Source organism: Pilibacter termitis (assembly GCF_900167335.1).
Classification (GTDB): domain Bacteria; phylum Bacillota; class Bacilli; order Lactobacillales; family Streptococcaceae; genus Pilibacter; species Pilibacter termitis.
Genome location: NZ_FUXI01000003.1, coordinates 111394 through 125865, shown reverse-complemented (window position 1 = coordinate 125865; position 14472 = coordinate 111394). Strand labels below are relative to the sequence as shown.

The window sequence follows — 14472 nt, the reverse complement described above, 5'->3', positions numbered from 1 at the left end:
TCACTTCTTCTTTTCTTCAAGAATCGTATGTTTCTTAACAATCATTCGTTTTGCCGCCATCAAAAATGCTGGAATTAATGAAACGAAAATAATCGCAATCATAATCAATTCAAAATGCTTTTGCACAAACGGAATGTTCCCAAAGAAAAATCCTGCTATCACGCAAAGAAATATCCAAGTAAAACCTCCGAGTGCATTGTATAACACAAATTTTTTGTGTGGCATTTTGCTTGTCCCTGCAGTAAACGGCACAATCGTGCGGATAATCGGCATAAATCGACCGAGGAAAATGGCAAACGAACCGTATTTTTCAAAAAATTGCTCTGCCTCCTCAATGTAGTGAGGTTTTAAGAAACGGGTCAATTTCGGATGTTTGTGCAGACTTTCGCCAAAATGACGACCTATTTCATAGTTCAACAAATTGGCAAAAAACGCAAGAATAGTGAGCGAGACAACTAAAACAGTCACCGAAATACTATTTGACCCTAGTGCTGCCACACTTCCTGCAAAAAATAAAATCGAATCCCCCGGTAAAAATGGGAAAATCACAATTCCTGTTTCCACAAAAATAATCAATCCTAGCACAAGATAAAAATAAATCTCCCGATTGTGCAAAAGCTGTGTCAATAGCTCTGTAAAATTAAACATAAAACCCTCCATTTATACATAGAACCCTATAAAAATTCGTGATTCCTTTTAGATTTGTCTTTGCTATTATAGCATTTTTTGTTGAAAGACAAGTGCTATACTTAATTGATATAAGGAAAATTAAGAAAATGCTTATCTGTTTTCCGAAAAAAAGCAAGGCTAGGACATTATGCCAAACCACGCTAGAAAAAATCTACCTACACGAGAGATGAAGTTTGGTGGCTGTTCACAGTGCCGCTCGAAACTGCGTTTCGAGTAGATAAACGGCACGGCTCACTGCCACAAACTTCAAAACGCCCCCTCGTAGCTTTTCTGTGTCTAGCTGCGAGGGGCTGAAGTCTGGCAACTGCTCACAATGTCGCTTGAAGCTTCGCTTCAAGTAAATAAACGACATGGTTCGCTGTTGCAGACTTCAAATCGCCCCTCGTAGCTTTTCTATTTCCCGCAGACGAAGAACCATCTTTTGCTTTCTTTTGTTGGGGAGGTGTCCTTGAAATCTGCGTAAATTTCGATGTTGTTGAATCCTGCACTTTCGAGCATAAATTGGTATTGTTCTAAGGAGTAGGTACGTTCTTCATGCACTTCGTCAATGCGTTCAAACACTCCCTCAGCGTTTTCTACGAAGAAAGTTAGCTCATGCACGATAGAATGAGTTTTTCCTCCAGAAAAACTATCCCACAAAAACGCAAAGTCTTCCTCATTTTCATGATAAGAATAGTTAGGAAACACTTCATCAATTTGGTAAATAGAATGGACGTCAAAAATGAATACCCCGTCATCTTCTAACACTCGATACACTTCATCAAATACTTGTTGTACTTCTTGACGATTTTTCATATAACAAAGTGAATCTGAAAAACAAGTGACCGCTTGGTAAGTGCCAACTTCAGACAAATCAAGCATATCGCCCTCGCACCACTGAATATTGACTTCTTCTTCTACTGCACGATTGTATGCCATCATGAGCATTTCTTCGGACAAATCAAGCCCAGTCACCTCATATCCCTCTTTGGCAAGTTCTACGGCTAACGCACCTGTGCCACAAGCAAGCTCTAGCAAACTTTTCGTTTCTTTTGGCAAATGACGTTTAGAAAAAGACAACCATTTTTCATAAAGCGAAGTATCCATTACCTTATCATAAATAAAAGCAAAGGTTTCATAATTTTCCATTACTCTGCACTTATCCAATCTGTAAGTTCCACAAGTGTGGCATCGCTCCAAAGTTTCTCAAGGTTGTAATAATCACGCTCGTCTTTTGAAAATACGTGTAAAATCACATCTCCCAAGTCCACTAAAATCCATTTTCCGCCGTCACGACCTTCAATGCGTTTCACAAGCCCGCCATTTTTTCCAATTTCTTCGACTACATTGTCTACAATCGCATGAATTTGTCGCTCATTGTTCCCATGTGTAATAACAAAATAATCGGCAAGTAGACTTACTTTTTGTACGTCAAGAGCCAAAATATCCTCTGCTCGTTTGCTATCTGCTGCTTTTACTACTAATTCTAATAATTTTTTCGTATCCAATTCTTTAATAATTCCTTTCCGATCAAAGTTTTCTTCGTTATCATTTCATTCCTGCCACCCAAGTATTGTATGCCTCAATAGTTTGAGGGTAAATTTTTGCATTTTGGGCAATCAAATGTTCTAGTGTGTGTATAAGTTCAAATTTTACTGCGAAATCCAAGTTTTCCTCTGCAATTTTTCTTGCCTCTTCGACAAGTGGAAATGTACGGTTTTCTTCGATATAGTCTGCTACAAAAATAATTTTGTCTAGCAAACTCATCTGTGAAGATGCCGTTGTATGCACACGTACTGCTTGCAAAATTTCTTCGTTGTCAATTGCCAACTCACGAGTAATCACTTCGACTCCTGCTATGCCATGCCAAATATTGTTGCCAAATGGAAGAATCTTGTTATCTATCGCACTTTCTCGAATGAGTGCAATCATTTCATCATCGCTTTTTTCCTTTGCATAATCATGTACAAGTGCAGCAATGCTTGTTTTTTCAAGCTCTTCACCGTATTTTTCAGCTAAGTGAAATGCCGCTTTTTCCACTCCTAACACATGGCGAAAACGTTTCTCGCTCATCACGGAGTTCACACGCTTGAGCAATTCTTCACGTGTTCCTTGAAAATACTTTCCGCTATACATTAAGTTCTTCTTTTCCATTTGTATATAGTCCGTTTCGTTTGATATAGTTCAATACTTCACTCGGTAATAAATAACGTGGCTCCATACCTTTGTTTATCATTTCACGTAGTTTTGAGCTAGAAATATCTAACTTCGGAGCATCCACCCAAATTACAGGATAAGTTGTACTTGCCTTATACTCTGGTCTTTCTACCGCAACAAATTGCACCATATCAACCAATTCATCAATTTTATACCATTTTGGCAAATATTCCACCATATCCCCACCGATAATAAAATAATAGTCAACCTCTGGATTTAGCTCCAATAATTGTTTCATCGTGTCATAAGTGTAGCTTTTCCCACCACGATGTAATTCAATCGTTTCAATGCCAAGTCTTACATTGTCTTTTGTGGCTAATTGTAACATATTGAGTCTATGCTCTGCTGAAATCGTTTCTTTCGTATCAATGTGTGGCGGCAAACATTCTGGCATAAGATACACTCTATCAAGCCCAAGTTGTTGCTCCACTTGATCAGCAATCAGCAAATGTGCATGGTGAACAGGATTAAAATTGCCACCTAAAATCCCAATTTGACGACGTTTTTGTGTTGTCTCCACCATTGTTTCAACTGTTTCTTTCGCTTTTGTCATAGCTTTACTCCATCTTTTCACGAATTTTTCGCTTGTCAACTAAATGGATTTTACTTCCTTTGAAAGTTTTTGGTATTTTTCCTTACTTGACGGTTTAAATAGCACCAACACTCGACCAATGATTTGCACAACCATAAGTCCGAGTTGTTCTGCTAAAAGTGTAGCAACCTCACTTGCCTCCTCGTCTGTATTTTGTAAAAGAGACACTTTAATCAATTCACGACGCTCCAAAGCCTCACGAATCCCTGTTTTTATCTCGTCATTCAACCCACCTTTTCCAATTTGATAAACAGGGGTTAAATGATGTGCTTTACTTTTTAAAAATCTTTTTTGTTTTCCAGTTAAATTCAATTTCTTTTCCTCATTTTCATAATTTCAATCATTTTTCTAATACTCACTGCGACAAACTCCTTACGCCCCCTTCGCTTTTCTTTCGCCTTAAATCAGTGATTTTCTTACCAATACATCTACACCTTCTGGTGCCCAGCCTGCCACAATTGCAGGACCTTTTACGCTAATCCAACCAAGACCAGCAAAGACAATATCACTTTTCTCTTTAATCGAATGCTCAAAACGCACAAGACGTGGGAAATGCTCTCGTTCATCCGCACGTGGGGGTGTAAGCAAACCACCTTTATGTTTTTCATAAAATTCATCTGCTTTGGCAAGTTTCGTGCGGTGAATTGTCACATCATTTGCCACATAACAAATAAATCCTTGTTTGTCGCCTTTGATAAAATCAAAACGTGCTAACCCGTCTAAAAATAGCGTTTGCTCAGCATTTAACTGATAAACTTTCGGTTTGATTTCCTTTTGTGGTGCAATGATTTTCAAATCTTTTTTCCCAAGATAATGTGCCATTTGATGTCGGTGGATAATCCCCGGCGTATCAATGATAAAATGCCCGTCATCTAATGGAATTTCAATTTTATCAAGAGTTGTTCCGGGAAAACGACTGGTCGTGATAATCTCTTGAAGTCCTGCACGTGATTGGATAATTTTATTAATTAACGTTGATTTTCCAACATTGGTGACTCCTACCACATAGACATCTTTTCCGTTGCGATAATGCTCAATGCTGGACAAAATTTCTTCTAAATTCTCTGGTTTTTTCGCAGAAGTCAATAAAACGTCCACTGGTTTCAATCCTAACTCGTTGGCACGTTCTTTCATCCACTGAGTCAATCGTGCTACTTTTAAAGATTTAGGCAAAATGTCTTTTTTATTCCCGATTAAAAGAATGGGATTATTCCCTACAAAACGGTGCAAACCTGTAATAATCGAACCATTAAAATCAAAAATATCCACGACATTGACAATCAACGAATCGCTCTCACCAACTTCGTGAAGTAATTTCAAAAAGTCATCATCTGTCAAAGAAGCATCTTGAATTTCATTGTAATGACGCAAACGGAAGCAACGTTGGCAATACAATTCCCCTGTTTCCATACCTTTTTCAAGGGCAGCTTTTGGTGTAAAACCAATTTTTTCCTTATCCTCTGTCTGAATGGTTGCACCACAACCAATACATTGTAAATTTTCCGTCATGTTAAATTCCTTCCTGAAACGTCATGTCATATTTTTTTTCTAATTTTTTCCACACACGTCGCTCTCTCATGCGATTAAATTTCGTCGCAAAACTGTCACTTTGAACAACAGGCTTGACCAAAACACTGGCAATCCCTGCTCGGTTGCTCCCGCAAATATCAGTCATCAGCTGGTCTCCTAGCATGACTAGCTCACTTGGTTTTAAGTTAAGTAGTTTTTCTGCCTCACGAAACCCTTTTATCATCGGTTTCATCGCACGACTGACAAATTGAATACCAAAAGGTGCTACTGCTTTTTCAATTCGCTTGTGGCTGTTGTTGGAAATGACGACCACTGGAATTTCCGCTTGTTTGAGTTCCTCAAGCCACGTGTGCAACTCTGGTGTCCCAAGTGGATTGTTCCAAGCTATCAAAGTGTTATCCAAATCCGTCAAAACAGCCTTAAACCCGTGTTTTTTCAGCATCTCTGGTGTCAATTGGTAAACTGCCTCTACCAAAAATGTCGGTTTGTATTTTTCTACCATTGTTTTATCCATTCTATTTAAATTCAGTATCTCTCGTGATTTTATCATAGTTTGGTGGATTTTTCGAGTAATGCAGAGGAAAAGGTAAGAAGAAACATCTTTCCCTTTAGAATTTATTCGTGTACAATTTTATAAAAGGAAAGATTTCTGAAAGGAAGTGCGAAATTGGGTAGAGGAACACTAACGAAAGAGGATATAAAAAATAGGGAAATAATATCTGAGCGGATAAAAGAATTACTTAAGATTAGTAAGTTAAGGCAAATAGATTTATCAAACGCAACTTCGATTAAAAAACAAAATATACACTCGTATATAAAAGGAATATCTATACCAAACAAAGAAAACTCCCAAAAGATAGCCGACTTCTTCCAAATTCCACTGGAGGAATTTGACCCACGTTATAAAGTAGAAAAAGAAACAGTAACAAAAACATCATCAGAGCGTTTTAAAAAGTTAAGAAAAAGTAAAGGTTACTCAATAGATGAGTTTTCTAAACTAATAAATATCTCTACTATTTCACTGAACGAAATAGAAACAGGCGAACGCTTGCCACGTGCTGATGAAATTTTAAAACTTGCGATTTTCTTTGAAGTTAGTTCTGAATATATTGCAGGAATAACCGAAAATCCTACAATCACAAACGAGAAATTGGCGAAGATTTTATGTGTTTCAAAAAAATTAAACAGCCAAAATCAAGAAATCATTTTAGATTTTGCGAATGTTCTGCTCAAAAAACAGATATAATTTTCCATATACTGAATAGCACTCTAAAACCTCCGTTTCAAACGTAAGATTTTAGAGTGCTATTCAATACTATTTCACCACCGTCCACTCATCAATCGTTTTTCCGTCTTTATCTTTCAACTCCAACCAACCATTTGTGCCACCAAAATAAAGAAATAACCCGACTTCGTTGACGCTTTTTAGCACAATATCCTCGTTTGTTGTAAGGTTAGAAAACTTCTCTTGATTGTCAAAACGAATTTTTTCTGCCATTTTCACACCAAAACCAACACTCCCGTCCTTGTTCAATGGAGGAATTTCTCGCATTTTCGCCCCTTTTCGTATCAGCATTTCATTGCGTTTTTGCCAAAGAACAACGGCTCTACTGTCAAAAGTATCTATGAAAAATTCAATTTGGCTAACTTCTTTACTCCAGCGATGCTGAGCTTTTGCAGGTTTCTTCTTCTCTTTTTCTAATTTCACACCAAAAACTTCAAGCACCATACATACTTGTTTTGCCTTTTCTGAGACTTTTCTTTGCTGATTTTTGGGAATTTTTGTGTCATCTTCCTCTAAAACAATTCCATTTTCCTTAGCTATATCACAAAGAATCTTCACAAGATAACAAGGTTCCAACTCCCAATTCGGCAAAATACTAACCGCTTTATCAAACTCGATATTTTCTGGATTTTCACCTATAAAAACGGGGCTATTCTCTTTCAACAAAAGGATAACACTTCTCTTTTCTTTCGGTAAATCTTTAGAAAACTGTATCACCGTTTGATTTTCCAGTTCTATTTTTACACTATTTTTTGCAATAACACCGTTCAATTTGATTTCCATTGTTCCACTCCTCATTTTTTAGATAAATATCTGTTTTTTTATCATAACACAAAAAGGTATAAACACTTCAATAAAGGTCTGCTTATTAAAAAACACCCACACACGTGAACGGTCGTGCGTGGGTGTAGCTTTTTTCAAAATAGGAAGTTCAAACAACAAACCAAATGTTATGCCTTTCCATCACTTCCGCATACTTTGATTTTTTCGGAAACTAAATCATAGACTTCTTTCATGCCGAGTGTTCCGTATTTTTTAGGGTCAATGACCGTTTCATCTTTTAGAGTTTCACGTACTCCTTTTGTATAGGCAATTCTGAGGTCTGTTGCATAATTTACTTTACAAATTCCTCCTGCAATAGCTTTTCTTACTTGCTCGTCTGGCACACCGCTTGTGCCGTGTAAAACAAGTGGAATATCAACTACTTGTCGAATTTCAGCCAAACGGTCAAAGTCAAGTTTTGGCTCCCCTTTGTAAATGCCATGACTCGTGCCGATTGCAATTGCCAAGTAATCCACTTGTGTTCGTTCGACAAATTCTTTTGCCTCACTCGGCACAGTGTAAGGATTGCCACTTCCGCCGTCCAAATCATCCTCTTTTCCACCCACTTTTCCAAGTTCCGCCTCTACTGGCACATTGTTCGGACGACAGGCGTCCGCAACACGACGGCTAACTTCAGCATTTTGATCAAATGGCTCGTGACTGCCGTCAATCATGATAGAAGTGTACCCAGTGCGAAGTGCCTGCATTGCAAGTTCAAAACTTGAACCGTGATCTAAGTGCATCGCCACGGGAATCTCCACTTGTTCCGCAAGAGCTTTGACGTTTGCCAAATACACACTCAAATCAGCGTATTTCAACGTCCCCGGTGTCGTTTGCAAAATAATTGGCGAGTGCAAATCATTTGCCGCCTGAATCGCAGCCATCGCCATTTCCATATTTTCAATATTGAATGCCCCTACGGCATAACCGCCTTTTTGAGCGGTTAAAATCATTTTTTTACTGGTTACTAGCATGGTTTTCTCCTTATATTTAAATATTAAACTTCTTTCCATTCCAATTGCTGATAAAGTGTTTCATAATTGGCTAAGTTGACCTTACCTGTTATTTCTTCTTGAGCGTTCAACATACCAAGGACATTTGCTTTTTTAGCAAGCGTTTCTATGTCCTCACCTTTTGCCAAAGCATCTGCAATTCCTGCTACCGTAGAATCTCCAGATCCTACTGGATTTTTCACTTCGATTTTCGGAATAATCACTTGGTAAAAACGTCCTTCATGTTTGACCATTGCTCCTTTTGCTCCTAAAGAAAGCAAAATAATCGGGATTTCGTCAAATAATGAATTGGAAAGATACGTTTTCAATTTTGGAATTTCACGTGTTTCTTCCACCCCAAGCAAATCGGCGATTTCCTCATGATTTGGTTTCAAAACGGTTGGATAGTTTTTAGTCGCAAATACCGCTTTTAAACTTGCTCCTGATGTATCAAGTACTGTTTTTACATTGTCTCCATGTGCAATTTTTATCAACTGACTGTAAAAATCATCTGGTACACCTTTTGGCAAACTACCAGAAAGCGTGACGACGTCCGTTTCTTTTATTAGCTTATGAAAATTTTCAAGAAAAAGTTTCATTTCTTTTTCTTGCACACTCTCGCCTTTTTCCAAAATTTCCGTTTGCATTCCCTCGCACAAAATGGCAATGCAATTTCTTGTATTTGCTTTTGTCGTGGTAAATGCGTGTGGAATATTTGCCGCATCAAGCTGAGAGATGATTTCTTCACCCAAACTGCCACCGAGAAATCCAGTAGAGAGTACCGCACTACCTAATTGTGCCAAGACACGTGTAACATTTAACCCCTTGCCACCTGCTGTTTTTCTAACATTTTCCACACGATTGACCGTATCCATGTGAAATTGTTTCAATTGATAACTAATATCCACAGACGGATTCAATGTGACTGTTACAATCATTTTCTTTGCTCCTTGTTTTTCTTTTCAAGTAAATGAACGACGTGATTCACTGTTGCAGACTTCAGAACGCCCCTCTTCGCTTTTATGTGTCTAGCTACGAGGGGCAGGAGTTTGGTCGCTGTTCGCAACAGCACTGGAAACTATGTTTCCAGTAAATAAATGCTGTGGCTCACTGCGACAAACTCCAAAACGCCCCTCTTCGCCTTTATGTGGCTAGCTACGAGGGGCAGGAGTTTGGTCGCTGTTCGCAACAGCACTGGAAACTATGTTTCCAGTAAATAAATGCTGTGGCTCACTGCGACAAACTCCAAACCGCCCCTCTTCGCTTTTATGCTTTATAGCGACTAATGCCGTTAAGGTAGGTTTCGCATAGGTTCATTTCGTGGTCGAGAACGATAAAGTCTGCGTCACGTCCTGCCATAATTTTTCCGCATTTGTCATCAATTTTACAACTCACCGCAGGAATAAGGCTTGCCATTTCAACTGCTTCTTCTGGTGTCGCTAAATTCCACGCAACAACATTTTTCAACGCATCTTTTAACTCTAAAACTGAACCAGCTAAAGACGCTCCTTCTTTCAATCGAGCCATTCCTTGTGCCACTACCACAGGAAATTCACCTAAAATATACTCACCATCAGGCATCGCTCCTGCACGCATACAATCGGTAATCAACGCAATATGGTCACGGCCAATTTTATCCATTAACACCTCGCACGCAACAGGTTCAACGTGATGACCATCACAAATCAACTCCGCAAATGTATGTTTCAACGTCATCGCCGCTCCCACCATTCCTGCCTCACGATGTGTCATGCCACGCATTCCGTTAAATGTATGCACCCAAACACTCGCTCCAGCATCCACACAATCAGCGGCTTGTTCGTATGTCGCATTAGAATGTCCAAGAGCTACTACAACTCCTTGCTCACTCAACATACGCACATATTCTCTAGCCCCCTCTCGCTCTGGAGCAATGGCGATTTTTTTGATACAACCACCTGCTGCCTTTTGCCATTTTTTAAACTGTTCAATGCTTGGATTTTCAAAATACTTAGGATTTTGAGCACCTTTATGCTCCTCTGTAAAATGAGGACCCTCAAAGTAAATACCTTGAATTTTCGCACCTGTTGCCAACTCTTTGTTTTCTGCAATTCCACGTGCCACTTCTTCTAACAAATCATAATCACCCGTCAATGTCGTTGGTAAAAAGGAAGTTACTCCACACTTCAGCAAGCCCTCACTCATAATTGTCGTGACATCTTCTGGCTTGTTATCCATTACATCTACGCCTAACATTCCATGAATATGCGTATCTACCAAACCCGGTGCAATCCATTTTCCGCTATAATCCACCACTTCGGCATTTTCTTCTGGTAGAGTTTCAAAATACCTACCAAATTTACCATCTACAATCTCAAGATACCCTTTCCCTCTTGTACGATTAGGGTAGAAAAATTTATCTGCAAGAATATATTTTTTCATCGTCACCTCTCCTCATACTCGTGAATAATAACACCTTTCACCACACGATTCACCGTTCCTGTCGCACTTGGCGTGTCTGGTGTGTTTCCTATCATCACAGAGGCGGTAATAGAAATAATTTGAGCAAATACGAGAAATGGAAAAACGATAAATTCTTCTTCTAATGTTTTCTCACTTCCAAGTTCAAAGCCGTCAACCTCTAGTCCTTGACCGATGAGCGTAACAACATTAGCAATTTCGTCTTCTTTTACTTCGTTATACAAATCCAAATCATACTGGCGAGTATAGTTATCGTTTGCACAATAAACATAAACCGCTGTTTTCTCGTCAATAAAAGATTTCGGACCATGTCGCAAGCCCATGCTAGAGTCATAGAGTGTCGCAATTTTTCCTGCGGTCAACTCCAAAATTTTCAGCTGTGCCTCACGTGTCAACGCTGCTGCTGGACCACTTCCTACATAAATCACCCTCTGCGTATCTTTCGGCAAATGAGCAACCACTTCTGCTTCTCTATCCAAAACATCTTGTGCAATTTGAATAATTTTGCCAACTTGTTCGGCTTTCTTCTCCTCGCTAAATGTCGAAAACACAAGTGTCGCAAGCAACATCATACTCGAGCAACTGCCTGTCATAGCAAACCCTTGGTCGTTTGATTTCTCTGGCAAAAGTAAAACAAGAGCATTTGGACGATTTTCTGTCTGTTTAGCTAACTTGCCTTCTTTTGCACAAGTCATTACAATGTGATAACTATCCCTCACCACTTGGTCAACTAATTCCACTGCTGCGAGACTTTCTGGAGAATTTCCACTACGAGCAAACGAAATCAAAATCGTCGGAGTATCTTTTTCAAGTGTTGTCTCAGGTGTTGCCACAATATCGGTTGTCGCAATGCTTTCAAAGCGGAAATGTTTCGTATCTCCCGATTTTTGTAGACTTCTTTGCACCACGTCTCCCACATATTGACTCGTCCCAGCACCTGTAAAAATAATACGCCCAAACGTATGTTTCTCAAGAAAATCAGTTAAAAATTTGTCAATCTCCCCTTTTTTTCCTACATAATCTTCAAGTGTCTGTTGCCACAAGGTTGGCTGTTGATAAATTTCCCTTGCGGTAATAATCGCACCCAAGTCTTTCAATTCTTCATCTGTAAATTTTAGCATTTGGTTTGTCTCCTTATATTTTTATCTACGAAAGGCAAGAGGGTGTTAACTGTTCGCAACCTCCTTACCTCCTTCTTTTTTTACAAGAACAGGCGTGAATAAGTTTTTATCCACGCCCGTATACAAGTTCTTTAAGGCCAGATATTCGGCCAAATGCCAAAGCCACTTCCAATTAGACCAATAACCAAAAGAAGTGCAATACATTTGATTGGCGTCCATTTGAATTTTGCAAGTAAGAAGTAAAGCAATAGCGTCATACCGAGCGGAATGATAGACGGTAAAATACCATCTAAAATTTTCTGAATGTCAATCGTTACAGGTTTTGTTTCATTTTGGTTCATAGTAATTTCTGAACTGCCATTTTTCAAATCTGTAATCGCTGCATTGTCCTGAAGTCCTTCGCTTTCCTTGCCGTCTTTATAGAGCATATCTGCATATTTATCTACATCTTCTGTTGGCACAACGGTTGTAATTTGACGAACTTCGTTTGTTGTTCCATTCGGAATTTGAATGTTTACTTTTGTTGCTCCGTAAACACAAGTAAGTGAACCTACGATAAAAATACCCAAAATACTGGCTGCACGTGTAAATTCTTTTGCATTTTCCGTCAAAATCCCAATTGCATCCATACCTAAGCGATAAGACCATTTCATCAAGAAGAAACGAATCGCAAATTGTGCCGCATTGAACACGATAAGGAAGATAAATGGTGCTGCTATACTGCCACTAATTGCCATATTGGACGTAATCCCAGCAACAATCGGTACAAGTGTAAACCAGAAAAGTGCATCGCCAATTCCACCTAATGGCCCCATTGCCGCCACACGCACTGCACGGATAGTCGGAATATCTGCTTTCCCTTGTTCAAGTGATAACACAATCCCCATTACAAAAGTTACTAAGAATGGATGAGTGTTGAAAAACTCTAAGTTGTGGCTCATAGATGCCGCTAAATCGTCTTTATCCTTATGAATTTTTCGAAGTCCCGGTAAAATAGAGTAGAGCCAACCACCTGCCTGCATACGTTCGTAGTTAAACGAACCTTGCAAGAAAAGTGAACGCCAAACCATTTGGTTCAATGTTTTTTTATCAAGAGGCTCTGCTGGCGTTGAATTTTTATAGTTGTCTGGAATATTATATGCCATCTTCATAACCTCCATCATTTGTAGATTCTGCTGTTTTTAATTTAGTTTGCATTTGGAAATCCCAGAACGCAAGAGCGAAACCGATAAACGCCAAAAGAATTAAGGCTGGACCACTTAAGGATTCGATAGATGCCATTACAGCTGCTAAAGCAAATCCACAGAAGAAAAATCCCCAAAGGTCACGTGAAACCATTACTTTAATCAAAATGGCAAAACCGACATAACGCATCATGCCTCCTGCTGCTCCTAACCCTTTCATGAGCCATTCTGGAATAGCACTTACAACCGTTTGTCCAAATTGACTTCCTCCAATGAAGAAAAGCGTAACGATAACAGCAAATATTGCCCCGAGAGCCGCCATGGCTCCATAGTTTATCCGTTCAATCCCTTTATAATCTGCATTTTCTGCACAAGTATCTGCTTTACTCATTACAGGTGACATAATGGTAAAAATAAGGGTTACTGCATATTGACCGAGCAATGAGAACGGAATGGCGGTGGCTACCGCTGCAGTAGGCTCTAACTTTAGACTAATGGCAAGAATCGCTGCCATAATGCCTCCAATTACAGCATTCGGTGGTTGAGCACCCCCTACTGGCATATTCCCAATTGTCATCAGCTGATACGTACCTCCAACGATTAGACCTGTTTTCAAATCGCCAAGAATAAGTCCAATAACACAACCAGTTACAATCGGTTGATACAATGATTCTAAGAAACTGAACTGGTCAATTGCACAAATGAATGTGAAAATAAAAACCAGTACAATCTGAATAATAGATGCGTGCATGATTTAGCCTCCTATATTTTTTTATTGACTAGAGAATTTTCACTCTCTGTCAAGTATTACTACCAACTTTACAACCATTCTTGTTCCTACCCCGAACTTCCTTATGAAAACAATTTGTTTACATCTTCTTCTGCGATAGACGGCACACGTTGAATTTGTAGCTCTACACCCAGTTCTTGCAATTCTTTGAATGCTTGCACGTCTTTTTCGTCTACTGCAATGGTGGTGGCTACTTGCCGTTTGCCCTCGCTCATGTGCATATTTCCAATGTTAACTTTTTTGATTGGCACGCCACCTTTCACAAGCGTTAGGACATCTAAGGGCGTTTCACAAATGATAAAGATTTTTTGTTTTTCATTTGCTTTTTCGATAATATCAATCGTTTTTTGCAATGTGAAGTACCGTGTTGCTACCCCTGTTGGTGCCGCCATATCCATCATTCCTTGACGCAACTTATTTCCTGCTACGTCATCATTTGCTACAAGCAAAAGATTTGCACCGATTGACCCTGTCCATTGGGTTGCCACCTGTCCATGAATTAATCGATTGTCAATACGTGTAAGTAAAATGTTTGGCATATTTCTTATTCCTTTCTTGTCTAGCTACGAGGGGCAGGAGTTGGGGCGTTGTTCGCAACAGCACTGGAAACTTCGTTTCCAGCAAGTAAATGCTGTGGCTCACTACGCCCAACTCCTGACCGCCCCTCTCCGCTTTTCTTTTTGTCTAGCTACGAGGGGCAGGAGTTGGGGCGTTGTTCGCAACAGCACTGGAAACTTCGTTTCCAGCAAGTAAATGCTGTGGCTCACTACGACAAACTCCTGAGCTCCCCTCTCCGCTTTTCTTTTTGTC

General features: G+C 39.4%; 20 protein-coding genes. 1 reads left to right on the top strand and 19 read right to left on the bottom strand.

All coding sequences use genetic code 11. The features are described from left to right. The 8 genes from B5D30_RS02050 to B5D30_RS02015 form a co-directional block, all read right to left on the bottom strand. A complete protein-coding gene (locus B5D30_RS02050) occupies window positions 1–648 on the bottom strand; it encodes a VTT domain-containing protein (protein WP_234984600.1) in 648 nt (215 codons plus the stop codon). 435 nt (window positions 649–1083) lie between these two features. Further along, complete coding sequence (locus tag B5D30_RS02045; protein WP_078806370.1) at window positions 1084–1818, bottom strand: class I SAM-dependent DNA methyltransferase; 735 nt, start codon at window positions 1816–1818, stop codon at window positions 1084–1086. Then, a complete protein-coding gene (gene rsfS, locus B5D30_RS02040) occupies window positions 1818–2177 on the bottom strand; it encodes a ribosome silencing factor (RefSeq protein ID WP_200806696.1) in 360 nt (119 codons plus the stop codon). Before rsfS ends, B5D30_RS02045 begins: the two co-directional genes overlap by 1 nt. A 40-nt stretch (window positions 2178–2217) precedes the next feature. After that, a complete protein-coding gene (gene yqeK, locus B5D30_RS02035; RefSeq protein ID WP_234984599.1) occupies window positions 2218–2823 on the bottom strand; it encodes a bis(5'-nucleosyl)-tetraphosphatase (symmetrical) YqeK in 606 nt (201 codons plus the stop codon). Continuing rightward, a complete protein-coding gene (locus B5D30_RS02030; RefSeq protein ID WP_078806367.1) occupies window positions 2798–3439 on the bottom strand; it encodes a nicotinate-nucleotide adenylyltransferase in 642 nt (213 codons plus the stop codon). The genes yqeK and B5D30_RS02030 overlap by 26 nt, the downstream gene beginning before the upstream one ends. A gap of 39 nt (window positions 3440–3478) precedes the next feature. Next, entirely contained in the window at window positions 3479–3790 is a 312-nt protein-coding gene (gene yhbY, locus B5D30_RS02025; protein ID WP_078806366.1) for a ribosome assembly RNA-binding protein YhbY, read from the bottom strand. An 87-nt stretch (window positions 3791–3877) separates the two neighbouring features. Next, window positions 3878–4987 (bottom strand): ribosome biogenesis GTPase YqeH, encoded by a 1110-nt coding sequence (gene yqeH / locus B5D30_RS02020; RefSeq protein WP_078806365.1) that lies wholly within the window; start codon window positions 4985–4987, stop codon window positions 3878–3880. A gap of 1 nt (window position 4988) precedes the next feature. Then, window positions 4989–5522, bottom strand: coding sequence for a YqeG family HAD IIIA-type phosphatase (locus B5D30_RS02015; protein ID WP_144399447.1), 534 nt, complete (start codon window positions 5520–5522; stop codon window positions 4989–4991). A 153-nt stretch (window positions 5523–5675) separates the two neighbouring features. On the opposite strand from B5D30_RS02015, the gene B5D30_RS02010 reads away from it, so the two are divergent. Further along, window positions 5676–6254 carry a helix-turn-helix transcriptional regulator gene (locus tag B5D30_RS02010; RefSeq protein ID WP_078806363.1) on the top strand — a complete coding sequence of 193 codons (579 nt, stop codon included), beginning with the start codon at window positions 5676–5678 and terminating at the stop codon, window positions 6252–6254. A gap of 69 nt (window positions 6255–6323) precedes the next feature. On the opposite strand, the gene B5D30_RS02005 is transcribed toward B5D30_RS02010, so the two are convergent. The 11 genes from B5D30_RS02005 to B5D30_RS14205 form a co-directional block, all read right to left on the bottom strand. Then, window positions 6324–7076 (bottom strand): hypothetical protein, encoded by a 753-nt coding sequence (locus tag B5D30_RS02005; RefSeq protein WP_078806362.1) that lies wholly within the window; start codon window positions 7074–7076, stop codon window positions 6324–6326. A 167-nt stretch (window positions 7077–7243) separates the two neighbouring features. Next, entirely contained in the window at window positions 7244–8089 is an 846-nt protein-coding gene (gene fba / locus B5D30_RS02000; RefSeq protein WP_078806361.1) for a class II fructose-1,6-bisphosphate aldolase, read from the bottom strand. A 23-nt stretch (window positions 8090–8112) separates the two neighbouring features. Beyond that, the gene (gene lacC, locus B5D30_RS01995) at window positions 8113–9045 is read right to left on the bottom strand and encodes a tagatose-6-phosphate kinase (protein ID WP_078806360.1); all 933 of its coding nucleotides are present in this window, start codon (window positions 9043–9045) and stop codon (window positions 8113–8115) included. Next, on the bottom strand, window positions 9042–9179 hold the full coding sequence (locus B5D30_RS13420; RefSeq protein WP_159443170.1) for a hypothetical protein: 138 nt from the start codon (window positions 9177–9179) through the stop codon (window positions 9042–9044). Before B5D30_RS13420 ends, lacC begins: the two co-directional genes overlap by 4 nt. Before the next feature lie 194 nt (window positions 9180–9373). After that, on the bottom strand, window positions 9374–10528 hold the full coding sequence (nagA, locus tag B5D30_RS01990; protein ID WP_078806359.1) for an N-acetylglucosamine-6-phosphate deacetylase: 1155 nt from the start codon (window positions 10526–10528) through the stop codon (window positions 9374–9376). 2 nt (window positions 10529–10530) lie between these two features. Then, the gene (locus B5D30_RS01985; protein ID WP_078806358.1) at window positions 10531–11688 is read right to left on the bottom strand and encodes an SIS domain-containing protein; all 1158 of its coding nucleotides are present in this window, start codon (window positions 11686–11688) and stop codon (window positions 10531–10533) included. Window positions 11689–11819: 131 nt separating this feature from the next. Then, window positions 11820–12833 (bottom strand): PTS system mannose/fructose/sorbose family transporter subunit IID, encoded by a 1014-nt coding sequence (locus tag B5D30_RS01980; protein WP_078806357.1) that lies wholly within the window; start codon window positions 12831–12833, stop codon window positions 11820–11822. Further along, complete coding sequence (locus tag B5D30_RS01975; RefSeq protein WP_078806356.1) at window positions 12823–13623, bottom strand: PTS mannose/fructose/sorbose/N-acetylgalactosamine transporter subunit IIC; 801 nt, start codon at window positions 13621–13623, stop codon at window positions 12823–12825. The genes B5D30_RS01980 and B5D30_RS01975 overlap by 11 nt, the downstream gene beginning before the upstream one ends. Before the next feature lie 101 nt (window positions 13624–13724). Beyond that, complete coding sequence (gene agaV, locus B5D30_RS01970; RefSeq protein ID WP_078806355.1) at window positions 13725–14201, bottom strand: PTS N-acetylgalactosamine transporter subunit IIB; 477 nt, start codon at window positions 14199–14201, stop codon at window positions 13725–13727. After that, entirely contained in the window at window positions 14173–14304 is a 132-nt protein-coding gene (locus B5D30_RS14210; RefSeq protein WP_268802087.1) for a hypothetical protein, read from the bottom strand. Before B5D30_RS14210 ends, agaV begins: the two co-directional genes overlap by 29 nt. After that, window positions 14304–14429: a hypothetical protein gene (locus B5D30_RS14205; protein WP_268802086.1), complete on the bottom strand. Its 126-nt coding sequence runs from the start codon at window positions 14427–14429 to the stop codon at window positions 14304–14306. The genes B5D30_RS14210 and B5D30_RS14205 overlap by 1 nt, the downstream gene beginning before the upstream one ends. Window positions 14430–14472: the final 43 nt, after the last annotated feature.

Bases quoted from the DNA above. Each gene is read 5' to 3' on its own strand.
- B5D30_RS02045 (WP_078806370.1), bottom strand. From the start codon at position 1,818: ATGGAAAATTATGAAACCTTTGCTTTTATTTATGATAAGGTAATGGAT.
- nagA (WP_078806359.1), bottom strand. From the start codon at position 10,528: ATGAAAAAATATATTCTTGCAGATAAATTTTTCTACCCTAATCGTACA.
- B5D30_RS02050 (WP_234984600.1), bottom strand. From the start codon at position 648: ATGTTTAATTTTACAGAGCTATTGACACAGCTTTTGCACAATCGGGAG.
- agaV (WP_078806355.1), bottom strand. From the start codon at position 14,201: ATGCCAAACATTTTACTTACACGTATTGACAATCGATTAATTCATGGA.
- B5D30_RS01980 (WP_078806357.1), bottom strand. From the start codon at position 12,833: ATGGCATATAATATTCCAGACAACTATAAAAATTCAACGCCAGCAGAG.
- B5D30_RS02005 (WP_078806362.1), bottom strand. From the start codon at position 7,076: ATGGAAATCAAATTGAACGGTGTTATTGCAAAAAATAGTGTAAAAATA.
- fba (WP_078806361.1), bottom strand. From the start codon at position 8,089: ATGCTAGTAACCAGTAAAAAAATGATTTTAACCGCTCAAAAAGGCGGT.
- yqeH (WP_078806365.1), bottom strand. From the start codon at position 4,987: ATGACGGAAAATTTACAATGTATTGGTTGTGGTGCAACCATTCAGACA.
- B5D30_RS02015 (WP_144399447.1), bottom strand. From the start codon at position 5,522: ATGGATAAAACAATGGTAGAAAAATACAAACCGACATTTTTGGTAGAG.
- yqeK (WP_234984599.1), bottom strand. From the start codon at position 2,823: ATGGAAAAGAAGAACTTAATGTATAGCGGAAAGTATTTTCAAGGAACA.
- lacC (WP_078806360.1), bottom strand. From the start codon at position 9,045: ATGATTGTAACAGTCACATTGAATCCGTCTGTGGATATTAGTTATCAA.
- B5D30_RS01985 (WP_078806358.1), bottom strand. From the start codon at position 11,688: ATGCTAAAATTTACAGATGAAGAATTGAAAGACTTGGGTGCGATTATT.
- B5D30_RS01975 (WP_078806356.1), bottom strand. From the start codon at position 13,623: ATGCACGCATCTATTATTCAGATTGTACTGGTTTTTATTTTCACATTC.
- B5D30_RS02030 (WP_078806367.1), bottom strand. From the start codon at position 3,439: ATGACAAAAGCGAAAGAAACAGTTGAAACAATGGTGGAGACAACACAA.